Raw genomic sequence first — 11,853 nt, 5'->3', positions numbered from 1 at the left:
ATGTCATATAACGTACGCGAGCATAGTTATGTAGTCGGTGGCCTAGGCGTTACAGGTCAGGCTTGCGTGCGCTTTTTACTGCAACATCAAGCTTCGGTAAAAGCGTTCGATACACGAGAGCAATTGTCATTGCCTGAAGATTTAGCCCAGACAATGAAAGATAGCGTAACTACCGCTGAGCTGACAAAAAGCTACTTTGACGGTGTTGATACCTTAGTGCTGAGCCCAGGATTAGCCGCAGATATCGCGCAAGTACGCCTAGCAAAATCCTGTGGTGTAGAGGTTATAGGTGATGTGGAACTCTTTGCTCGCTTAAATCGCAACCTCGCATCGCCGAAAAAAGTGGTTGGCATTACTGGATCTAACGGTAAAACCACAGTGACACTATTGACCAATCATTTGCTAAATGCCAGTGGCGTTTGCAGTATTGAGGCGGGGAATGTGGGTCGTCCTGTGCTCGAGGCGCTAGAAAGTGACGCCGACGTTATAGTGATGGAGTTATCAAGCTTTCAACTTGAAACAACCTCATCACTGTTGCTTGAAACAGCGACCGTGTTAAATATTTCTGATGATCATCTCGACAGGCATGGCACTTTAGAGAATTACATTAATGCCAAGCACCGAATATTTGATAATGCAGCGTCAGCCGTAGTGTGGCGCGATGGTGAATTTGTCGCGCCGGATACCGACGCAGAGCAATCTATGTCACATATTGTTGAGTATGGCTTGGGGGAGTCCGAAACAGGCTTTGCTGTTGCCAGCATCAAGGGCGTTGATACCTTAGTTTACAATTCAACTCCCCTTATTAGACTTGACGCCATACCCCTAGCGGGCACACACAATGTGCTTAATGTAATGGCTTCGCTTGCTATTTGCTGTGAGCTTGGCGTGCAGCCCCAAACGGCAATCGGGCATTTGGCAAGTTTCAAAAGTGCTCCCCATCGCTGTGTAGAAATAGCGAATGGAAACGAAGTCCGCTTCATCGATGATTCTAAAGCAACGAATATAGGTGCAACCATTGCGGCACTTGAGGGATTAGGGGCATCGACACAAGGTCGTTTGATATTAATTGCCGGTGGCGATGCTAAAGGCGCAGACATGCAAAGTTTGGTGCCCTATCTTGAGAAGTATGTGGCTCACGTTTTTGCTATTGGTAAAGATGCGCCGCAAATAGCTGCGGTCTTCACGCGTACAAGTCAATGCCACTCGATGCAGGACGCAGTGCAAGGTGCCATTGCACTTGCTGAAAAAGGTGATGTGGTATTGTTATCGCCTGCTTGCGCCAGTATAGATATGTTCAAGAACTACATGCATCGCGGTGAAGTGTTTAAGCATGCAGTAGAATCAGTGCTGGCTGTTGATAATGAAGCGCAAAAGGTGGTGTCATGATGACGGCAACCACAAAACTTAGTGAATTATTCTCTGCGCGTCACGACACAGCCGCACAGCCAAAAGCACCTTATGATGTAACGCTCATACTGATTGCATTAGCGCTAATGAGCATTGGCGTTATTATTGTAACGTCCGCATCCATGCCAGTTGCTGACAGGCTACATGACAACCCATTCTATTTTGCTATACGTCACGGTATTTACATTGTTGCTGCTGTGGTTGCTGCCATGGTGGTGTTACAGCTTCCCATGCAGTTTTGGCGCATGACTAACCCATACTTATTGCTTGCAGCCATAGCGCTTCTGGTCGCAGTTCTTCTTATTGGTAGAACCGTAAATGGTAGTACGCGTTGGTTAGCAATTGGTCCTATTACTGTGCAGGCTGCAGAGCCCGCCAAGCTTTTCTTTTTCGCTTATTTGGCGGGTTACCTTGTGCGTCGGTATGAAGAGGTGACCGAAAACCTAAAAGGGTTCATTAAGCCCCTTGTCGTGTTCTTTGTGCTTGCAATGTTACTTCTGTTACAGCCGGACTTAGGGACTGTTGTTGTGATGTTCGCCACCACAATCGGTCTTTTGTTTTTGGCGGGCGCAAGACTGTGGCAGTTCTTTGCTTTAGTGTTTGTGGGCGTGCTTGCAGTTGTAGCACTCATTGTTTTTGAGGAATATCGTCTTAAGCGTGTTACGTCTTTCTTAGATCCATGGGCCGACCCGTTTGGTGCGGGCTACCAGCTTACTCAATCTCTAATGGCTTACGGTCGAGGCAATTGGTTTGGCCAGGGACTTGGTAATAGTTTACAAAAGCTAGAGTTTTTACCTGAAGCTCACACTGACTTTGTAATGGCAATCCTTGCCGAAGAACTAGGCTTTGTAGGCGTTCTTGCTGTCCTAGGTTTAATACTTTGGATGGTGCTGCGAGCGTTGAATATTGGCAACAAAGCATTGGAAAAAGGCCGTGCTTTTGATGGATATCTGGCGTACAGCATCGGCATTTGGTTTAGCTTTCAGACAGCGGTAAACATTGGTGCGAGTGCAGGTATTCTTCCTACTAAAGGGCTGACCTTACCATTAGTAAGTTACGGTGGCTCATCGCTGATTGTGATGTCCGTCGCGGTGGCCATTTTATTGCGCATTGACTTCGAGCTGCGTGTTGATGGTGTACAAGCACTGGGACGCGGTGATAGTAAGGGTGAGCATAAAAAGACCAACACTAAAAAACGTAGCAAGAAAACAAAATCAGTGACACCTGTTACTGACAACGAACATAGCTTCGATAATGCAACGGTTGCCGAAAAGCCAGCCACAAAAGCGCCATCTCCTGAAGACGAGGGCAAAGCGGGCATTAAAGCGATATTGGCGCGTGTTGCCGAGGAGGCTGACAATGGCTAAGCGTTGTTTGATCATGGCGGGTGGTACTGGAGGACATGTTTTCCCCGGACTTGCGGTGGCAAACGCCTTACGTGATGAAGGCTGGGAAATCCATTGGCTTGGTACCGCAGAGCGAATGGAAGCTGATGTCGTACCTAAACATGGTATTCCTATCCATTTTATTCCTGTTAAGGGACTGCGTGGAAAAGGCCTGTCTGCACGCATTAAAGGGGGCATCGCGCTGGTTAAAAGTCTATTTTCGGCAAGACGTATTATCTCGCGTGTAGCGCCTGACATCGTGGTAGGTTTTGGAGGCTATGCGAGTGGTCCAGGCGGTGTTGCCGCTAAAACACTGGGCATACCCGTTATCATTCATGAGCAAAACGCTGCAGCGGGCATGACCAACAAATTGCTTAGTAAAATAGCCACTCGTGTACTACTTGGGTTTGATGATGCGAAAACACAATTTTCTGGCGCTATTAAAAAAGTGCACACAGTAGGTAATCCAGTTCGAGATGCTATTTTTTCGGTAAAAGCAAAAGTGGCTGAGAAAAAAGTGAGTGAAGGAAACGGTTCGCTGAATATGCTTGTTGTTGGCGGTAGTTTAGGGGCGCAGATCTTAAACGACACTGTGCCTGCAACGTGCGGCGCATTATCCGGTTTATCCATTATGCACCAATGCGGCAAAGGAAATAGCGAAAACGTTAAACAGGCCTATGAAAGCGCAGGCGCAGACATGACAACCATCAAAGTGAGCGATTTTATTGATGATATGGCTGCGGCATACGAATGGGCTGATTTCGTAGTATGCAGGGCGGGTGCGTTAACCGTTAGTGAGGTTGCCGCAGCAGGCAGAGCAGCCATTTTCGTTCCTCTACCGCATGCAGTAGACGATCATCAAACAAAGAATGCGCAATCATTGGTCAAGCAAAATGCTGCTGTTTTGATTGCACAAAATGTATTAAAAGACAATTTAGGGCAAGCGGTGCGTCAGTGGCTTAAACATCCCTACGACTGCTTGAAAATGGGGGCATTGGCGCGTAAGTGTGCGAGTACCCATGCCACAGAACATGTAGTAAGCCACGTTAAAAGCGTGGTAGGAGTAGGGGACTAATGGTTTTTAAAACCCCATTTGAAAGCCCGCAAATGCGCAGGGTCAAAAATATATTTTTTATTGGTATCGGCGGTGCCGGTATGGGCGGTATCGCAGAGGTATTGCTAAATGAAGGTTATGCGATTGCAGGCTCTGATATTCAAGAAGGGCCTATGACGCAACGCTTAAGTGAACTGGGCGCTGACGTGAAAATTGGCCATCGTTCACAAAACGTGGAAGGTATGGATGTTATTGTCGTGTCCAGTGCCATAAACGAGCAGAACCCAGAAATCATTGTTGCTCGTGAAAAGCGTATTCCAATTATACGCCGCGCTGAAATGCTCGCCGAACTCATGCGTTTTCGTCATGGCATTGCTGTGGCAGGAACCCACGGTAAAACAACCACTACAAGCTTGATTTCTACTATTTTTGCAGAAGCAGAATACGATCCTACGTTTGTGATTGGCGGGCTGCTTAACAGTGCTGGTACTAATGCAAGACTAGGCAAAAGCCGCTATCTCATAGCAGAAGCTGACGAGAGTGATGCGTCATTTCTCCATCTGCAGCCTATGGTGTCAGTAGTCACCAATATCGAAGCAGACCATATGGATACGTATGGCGGCGACTTTTCAAAGGTCAAAGACACGTTTGTCGACTTCCTATCAAACTTACCATTTTACGGTCAGGCAATTGTGTGTGGGGACGATGCAAATATTCAAGAGATTCGCCCGCGTATTGGTCGCAGTATTCTTACCTATGGTTTTGAAGCACATAACGATTACCGTGCAGAAAACATTCGTCTGTCTTTTGGTAAAGCAAATTTCACTGTTATTCGTCCAGAATTACCCGCGCTTGAAATCACATTAAACCTAACCGGTAATCACAATGTGTTAAACGCACTTGCCGCCATTGCAGTTGCAACTGATGAAGGTATCGAAGATGACGCCATTATTCGTGCACTCGCCAGTTTTGGTGGGATAGGTCGTCGTTTTGAGCAACTAGGTACGTTTACAACGAGCAAGGGTGAGGTGTGCTTAGTAGATGACTATGGGCACCATCCAACAGAAGTTAGAGCGACGATCGCTGCTGCAAGAGCGAATTGGCCAGACAAGCGCCTTGTTATGGTTTATCAACCTCACCGTTACACGCGAACCCGTGATTTGTACGAAGATTTTGTTGAAGTCCTGTCTAGTGTAGATGCGCTATTGCTGTTAGATGTTTACGCAGCAAGTGAGCAACCCATTGAAGGCGCTGACAGTAAATCTCTGTGCCGCTCTATACGTCAAAGAGGGCAAATAGAACCTGTTTATGTGGGCGGCAAAGACGCATTACCAGCGATATTGGCTAATATTATGCTCGATGGAGACATAGTGATGACCCAAGGGGCGGGGAATATTGGACAAATTGCCAAGCTACTTGCAAAGCACCAATTAGAGCCACAACAACTTGCTAAGGAGGGGGAATAAGATGTTTAAACCCTCAGTTAGTACTCACTCTCCATCGGAATATGGCAAAGTTGCTGTTCTGTTAGGTGGCGATTCAGCAGAACGCGAGGTCTCGCTTAATTCAGGTACGGCAGTACTAAACGCGCTGTTACGTCAAGGTGTGGACGCATTTGCATTCGACCCTGCTGAGCGTCCTTTAACTGATTTACTTACACTCGATGTCGACCGAGCGCTTATTATGTTGCATGGTCGCGGCGGTGAAGATGGTTCTATGCAAGGGGCATTACAGCTACTTAAAATTCCTTATACAGGCAGTCGAGTGTTAGGTTCAGCATTGGCGATGGACAAAATTCACACGAAGCAAGTTTGGCAAAGTTTGGGCTTACCGACAGCAAAATATGAAATTGCTGATAAAAGGCACTTTGAAGCTGGTAAGTGCAGCGCTATAATGGATAAATTGGGGAATGAAGTCATGGTAAAACCGGCCCGAGAAGGGTCGAGTATTGGCATGGCACGAGTGACTAGCGCTAAACAACTCGAAACTGCTATTCAAGACGCCTTTAAATATGATAATCAAGTCTTGTTAGAGCAGTATATTGACGGACCAGAGTTCACCGTTTCTGTATTACAGGGGCAGGCTTTGCCGTCTATTCGCATGTCTACTCCACATACATTCTACGATTATGCTGCTAAGTATCAGGATAATACTACGGAATATTACTGTCCCAGCGGTTTGTCCGAAGAACAAGAGGTGCAACTAGCAAAGCTTGCTGCGCGTGCGTTTGATGCAGTGTCTGGCAGTGGTTGGGGACGTGTTGATGTCATGCAAGACAACCAAAGGCAGTTTTATTTGCTCGAGGCAAATACAGTGCCGGGAATGACAGAAAAAAGTTTAGTCCCAAAAGCAGCTAAAGTAGCGGGGTTATCGTTTGATGAACTGGTTTTAAGTATTTTATCGACCAGCTTTGATGACAACCCAAAGACGGCGGTTTAACCGCCAGCTTAGAATGTATAAAGACGAATGACTGAACCAAATACTAAGCAAGGTGCCGCTAACTTAGCAGCACCTAAAAAGAGCAAAAGAGCCATGTGGGGCGGCGTCGCCTTCTTGGGCTTGGTGCTGGCAGGTTTAGTCTTTGGTGGCATGAAAGCTAACCAGTATTTGTACGATGAGCAACAAATGCCGGTGCAAGTGATCGATTTTTCTGGTGATTATCAGCATATCGACATTACAAAGCTCGAGCGATTAATTCGTAAAGCGCAACCCGGAAGTTTTTTTGCGCTTGACGTTAACGAAGTATTTGAACTCGTTGAATCACAGTCTTGGGTTTACCGTGCTTCGGTTCGAAAAAAGTGGCCGAACACACTGAAAATTTATTTGGTTGAACAACAACCTGTTGCCAAGTGGAACGAAGATTTGTTGCTTAACCCCTACGGCGATACGTTTAACGATGAAGGGGTTGAGTTGCAATTACCTAGGTTATATGGCCCGGGCGGCAGCGAAAAAACGGCACTTGAAGGTTACAATGCCATGCATGCGTTGATAACAACAACGGATATGGCCATTGATGAGTTAAGCCTAAGCGAGAGATTTGCTTGGCAAGTGCAGTTAAAGAACGGTATAAAATTGAATTTGGGGCGCCAAGAGTTTATCGATAGATTACAACGCTTTATCGATGTTTATCCGCTGTTGGCGCAGCAAGAGAAGGCGGTGAAATACGTCGACCTTCGCTATGACACGGGTGTTGCCGTTGGTTGGAACGATGACAACACCACAGATGAAGAGAGTTAAGGAAACCATGTCAAAACCTGCTGAACGCAATTTGATTGTAGGACTAGATATCGGCACGAGCCAAGTGAAGGCTGTTGTGGGCGAACTGCTAGAAGATGATCAAATCAGTATCGTTGGCGTGGGCACCCATGCGTCAAAAGGCATGGACAAGGGCGGCGTTAACGATTTGAACTTGGTGGTTAAGTCGGTACAACGTGCAGTGAACGAGATGGAGTTAATGGCAGATTGCCGTGTGTCTTCAGTTTTCATGTCTATCTCGGGACGTCACGTAAAATGCCAAAATGAAAATGGCATGGTGCCAATTAATAACCAAGAAGTAACACAAGAAGATGTAGATAATGTGATTCATGCAGCGCGTAGTGTACCTATAGCTGCTGAGCGACGTTTACTACATGTTTTACCACAGGAATTTACTATTGACGTACAAGAGGGAATTAAAAACCCGATTGGCATGTCAGGCGTAAGAATGGAAGCGGATGCACACATTATTACGTGCGCAGATGATATGGCAAAAAATATGGTTAAGTGCGTTGAGCGTTGTGAGCTTAATGCCGATCAGCTTATTTTCTCAGCCCTAGCATCTAGCTATGCCGTGTTGACTGATGACGAGCGCGAGCTTGGTGTCTGCGTAGTCGACATTGGTGGCGGTACGATGGATATGGTGATTTACACTGATGGTGCAATTCGTCATACGGCCGTAATTCCTGTTGCAGGTAATCAAATTACCAGCGATATTGCTAAGATCTTTAGAACGCCTATCAGCAATGCTGAAGAAATTAAGGTGAATTACGCCTGTGCATTGAAAGATATGGTAAGTATGGAAGACAGCATTGAAGTGCCGAGTGTGGGCGGACGCCCTGCTCGAGTGATGTCTCGTCATACATTGGCTGAGGTCATTGAACCTCGTTACCAAGAGCTTTTTGAACTGGTACACGATGAAATTCGTGCCAGTGGTCTGGAAGAGCAAATTGCTGCGGGCCTCGTGCTCACAGGCGGCACTGCAAAAATGGAAGGTGCTGTAGAATTTGCTGAGGAACTTTTCCAGATGCCCGTGCGCGTGGGCAAACCCATCAACGTAAAAGGCTTGTCTGAATACGTTGATGATGCCGGCTTTGCAACAGTTGTAGGACTGCTGCAATATGGCAAAGTACAATCTGATAATAAGAAATCCAGTACGCAGAAACCCGGTGAAAGCTTATTTCAACGAGTGCAAAGCTGGTTTAAAGGTGAATTTTAATTTTATTTTGGGGGCGCTATAGCTACGGCATTAAGGCTAGCAGGACGCAATTAGCCTAAGGGAATGACCTGGCGTAGTGTTGAAAAGACGTACAACCGGAGAGTAAGTATGTTCGAATTAATGGATAGTCACGGCGAAGAAGCCGTAATCAAAGTCATCGGTGTCGGTGGCGGCGGCGGCAATGCAGTTGAGCACATGGTGTCTCAAAGCATTGAAGGCGTAGAATTTATCGCCGTTAACACCGATGCACAGGTGCTTCGCAGCTCAAGTGCAGACGTAACACTTCAAATTGGTTCAAGTGTTACAAAAGGGTTAGGTGCAGGTGCTGATCCGAATATTGGTCGTGAAGCAGCACAAGAAGACAGAGAAACCATTCGCCAAGCATTAGACGGCGCTGATATGGTTTTCATCACTGCTGGTATGGGCGGTGGTACGGGTACGGGCGCTGCGCCAGAAGTGGCAAAAATTGCACGCGAAATGGGTATTCTAACTGTAGCTGTAGTGACCAAGCCGTTCCCATTTGAAGGTAAAAAGCGTACCTCTTTTGCAGAGCAGGGCATTGTTGAACTTGCGAATAACGTAGACTCGCTCATCACCATCCCGAATGAAAAGCTGCTTAAAGTGATGGGCCCAGGCACACCACTACTTCAAGCTTTCAGTGCAGCGAACGATGTACTACGCGGCGCCGTTCAGGGGATTGCAGAGCTTATTACACGCCCTGGTCTTATTAACGTTGACTTTGCTGACGTACGTACTGTTATGTCTGAAATGGGTAAAGCAATGATGGGTAGTGGCGCGGCAAGCGGTCCAGACCGTGCTGAAGAAGCAGCAGAATCAGCCATTGCAAGTCCATTACTTGAAGATATCGATTTGTCAGGTGCGCGCGGTATTCTTGTGAATATCACAGCAGGCCCAGACTTCGCTATTGACGAGTTTGAGACAGTAGGTAACGCGGTTAAAGCTTTTGCTTCTGAAAACGCAACGGTTGTAGTCGGTACGGTTATTGATATGGAAATGACCGACGAACTACGCGTAACAGTTGTGGCAACAGGTATTGGCGCAGAGCGTAAGCCTGATATCTCACTGGTGAGTTCTGAAGGTTCTCGTTTGACTCAAAGCGCCAAAGAGTACGGCAGCACGCAAACAAGCGAGCCGCGTTCTGCAGTGGGTGGCACTGAGGGCAACCAAGCGCTAAAAGCTGATGACAGTGCGCAACCTGACAACGACCTAGAGTATCTTGATATTCCAGCGTTCTTGCGTAAACAGGCAGACTAATTTAGCTGCCTGAAAAGGAAGGGAATTATTTTGCAGAAGTGTTGTCTTACACTATTGAGTGTAAATCAACACAATGTAATGTAACTGCGTGGAAGGTTGAAATAAGCCAAATTGATACCATTTGGGTGGCATATTGGGCAAATTTTGACATGTGAGTAATAACTCACTATAATTCGCGCCCGCTTTTTTAATAGGTAAAAGCTTAAGCAGATGATTAGACAACGTACAATCAAGCATCCAGTACAAGAGACTGGAATTGGGCTTCATAAAGGGGAAAAGGTCACAATGACTCTCCGACCTGCGCCTGCAAACACGGGAATCGTGTTTAGGCGTGTTGACCTTAAACCTCATGTTGATATCCCTTCGCGTGCAAACGCGGTGGGTAATACCATGCTGTGTACGTGTTTAAACAATGAAGACGGTGTAACAATCCAAACCGTTGAACACTTAGCGTCTGCGTTAGCAGGGCTAGGTATCGACAACATCATTGTTGAAGTAGACAGTAACGAGCTGCCAATTATGGACGGAAGTGCAAGCCCGTTCGTATTCTTACTTCAGTCTGCGGGTATTGAAGAGCTTAATGCACCTAAGCAATTTATCCGTATTAAAAAGCCTGTTCGTGTAGAAGATGGCGACAAGTGGGCTGAATTAGTGCCGTATGATGGCTTCCGCGTAGATTTCCAGATTGATTTTGATCATCCGGTGATCAGTCAAACGCGTCAGCATATGACAATGGATTTTGACTCTTGTTCATATGTTAACGAAGTAAGCCGTGCGCGTACGTTTGGGTTCATGAGCGACTTAGAATATATGAACGCGAACAACCTAGCATTAGGTGGTAGCATGGAAAACGCTGTCGCGCTTGATGAGTTCAGAGTGCTAAATCCTGAAGGCTTGCGCTACGACGATGAGTTTTTGAAGCATAAGATCTTAGATGCTATTGGTGATTTATACCTTGGCGGACATAGTTTGATCGGCGAGCTTCGCGCTTATAAAACAGGTCACGGTCTTAATAATAAGTTGTTGAATGCCGTGCTAGAACAAAAAGACTGTTGGGAATATGTGACGTACGATTCGCAAGAAACTGCGCCAATTCGTTACGCTCAGCCAGCACTCGCATAAAAAAATTGTGAAAAGCCGCCTACGGGCGGCTTTTTTTCGTATGGCAATTACTGAAATAAATGATACAGTAGCCGGATAATTATATAAATTTCACCCACGTGACACAAAAACAAACTCTAAATAGAAAGAGTTGAGAATAAAACACGGGCGTGAAACAGCATTTTTCTTCGTGGTATGAAATTAACGATTACATTAGCAGGCAAAAATAAACGCTACCGACACAGTATTAGTGTCCGTACGCTCGTGAGCGCAACCGTGCTCTCGTCTATTTTTATGTTAGTGTCGAGTCGTTCTACCGAATCGGTATCTGAAGATATCGCTCGCGTGCGTTTAGCGCAAACCGAAGTCAACGAAACACAAAAAGACGTTGAAGCGTTAAAACAACAAACCACAATCAAACTTCAAGCGTTGCTTTCTCACATCGCAGAGCTCTCTGCACAAACCCGTTTGTTAGACGAAAAGGGAAAGCAAATTGCAACAGAATTAGGTATGTCAGCGGCTGACCTGGACGCTTTCGTACCGGTATCGATACCGGATAACCTCCAAGATGATCCTTTACTTCACGAGATAGCCAAGCTCGAACAATCGCTCGATTTAAAGTCTCAGCAATTGTCTATGCTTGAAAGTCTGGTTAGGGGTCACCATATATACGAACAGAGCCAATTATCTGGTCGTCCGATAGAGTCGGGGTGGTTGTCTTCTTATTATGGTATGCGTGCCGATCCCTTTACCGGAAAGCCTGCAATGCACAAAGGCTTGGATTTCGCTGGTAAAGCAGGGGAGAACGTTGTAGCGACTGCCGCAGGCATTGTGACTTGGGCGGGTGATCGTTACGGCTACGGCCAATTAGTAGAGATTGATCACGGTGATGGTTTTGTGACCCGATACGGACACAACGATACCCTTACTGTTTCAATAGGTGATGTGGTTACCAAAGGGCAGCCTGTCGCAAAAATGGGCAATACTGGGCGCTCTACGGGTGTGCATGTCCACTACGAAGTAATAAGAAACGGAAAACAAGTCGATCCTCTACCGTACGTTTACAAGAAGTAAGCAGGTAGCAGCCAGGTAACAGTGTGCGGTTTTTAAATAAAGACTGCATGCGCAAACAAATAATTTTGAATATCGCAAAA

10 protein-coding genes are annotated in these 11,853 nt (G+C 46.3%); all 10 read left to right on the top strand.

Annotated elements, in window-relative coordinates:
• The 10 genes from murD (at position 1) to LHL20_RS02405 (ending at position 11,773) form a co-directional block, all read left to right on the top strand.
• Positions 1-1,389 carry a UDP-N-acetylmuramoyl-L-alanine--D-glutamate ligase gene (gene murD / locus LHL20_RS02450; protein ID WP_226432122.1) on the top strand — a complete coding sequence of 463 codons (1,389 nt, stop codon included), beginning with the start codon at positions 1-3 and terminating at the stop codon, positions 1,387-1,389.
• Positions 1,386-2,777: a cell division protein FtsW gene (ftsW, locus tag LHL20_RS02445; protein WP_226432121.1), complete on the top strand. Its 1,392-nt coding sequence runs from the start codon at positions 1,386-1,388 to the stop codon at positions 2,775-2,777. Before murD ends, ftsW begins: the two co-directional genes overlap by 4 nt.
• Positions 2,770-3,870, top strand: coding sequence for an undecaprenyldiphospho-muramoylpentapeptide beta-N-acetylglucosaminyltransferase (gene murG, locus LHL20_RS02440; protein ID WP_226432120.1), 1,101 nt, complete (start codon positions 2,770-2,772; stop codon positions 3,868-3,870). Before ftsW ends, murG begins: the two co-directional genes overlap by 8 nt.
• Positions 3,870-5,315 carry a UDP-N-acetylmuramate--L-alanine ligase gene (gene murC / locus LHL20_RS02435; RefSeq protein ID WP_226432119.1) on the top strand — a complete coding sequence of 482 codons (1,446 nt, stop codon included), beginning with the start codon at positions 3,870-3,872 and terminating at the stop codon, positions 5,313-5,315. The genes murG and murC overlap by 1 nt, the downstream gene beginning before the upstream one ends.
• Before the next feature lies 1 nt (position 5,316).
• A complete protein-coding gene (locus tag LHL20_RS02430; RefSeq protein ID WP_159626832.1) occupies positions 5,317-6,288 on the top strand; it encodes a D-alanine--D-alanine ligase in 972 nt (323 codons plus the stop codon).
• Between the two features lie 27 nt (positions 6,289-6,315).
• Complete coding sequence (locus LHL20_RS02425; RefSeq protein WP_226432118.1) at positions 6,316-7,086, top strand: cell division protein FtsQ/DivIB; 771 nt, start codon at positions 6,316-6,318, stop codon at positions 7,084-7,086.
• Between the two features lie 7 nt (positions 7,087-7,093).
• Positions 7,094-8,323 carry a cell division protein FtsA gene (ftsA, locus tag LHL20_RS02420; RefSeq protein WP_159626834.1) on the top strand — a complete coding sequence of 410 codons (1,230 nt, stop codon included), beginning with the start codon at positions 7,094-7,096 and terminating at the stop codon, positions 8,321-8,323.
• 108 nt (positions 8,324-8,431) lie between these two features.
• Positions 8,432-9,598: a cell division protein FtsZ gene (gene ftsZ / locus LHL20_RS02415; protein ID WP_202262243.1), complete on the top strand. Its 1,167-nt coding sequence runs from the start codon at positions 8,432-8,434 to the stop codon at positions 9,596-9,598.
• Between the two features lie 210 nt (positions 9,599-9,808).
• Positions 9,809-10,720, top strand: coding sequence for a UDP-3-O-acyl-N-acetylglucosamine deacetylase (lpxC, locus tag LHL20_RS02410; protein WP_226432117.1), 912 nt, complete (start codon positions 9,809-9,811; stop codon positions 10,718-10,720).
• Between the two features lie 174 nt (positions 10,721-10,894).
• Positions 10,895-11,773: a M23 family metallopeptidase gene (locus LHL20_RS02405; protein ID WP_159626837.1), complete on the top strand. Its 879-nt coding sequence runs from the start codon at positions 10,895-10,897 to the stop codon at positions 11,771-11,773.
• Positions 11,774-11,853 lie beyond the last annotated feature (80 nt).

This window comes from Alteromonas sp. McT4-15 (assembly GCF_020515205.1).
Lineage (GTDB): Bacteria > Pseudomonadota > Gammaproteobacteria > Enterobacterales > Alteromonadaceae > Alteromonas.
This window is presented reverse-complemented; position numbering and strand designations above follow the sequence as displayed.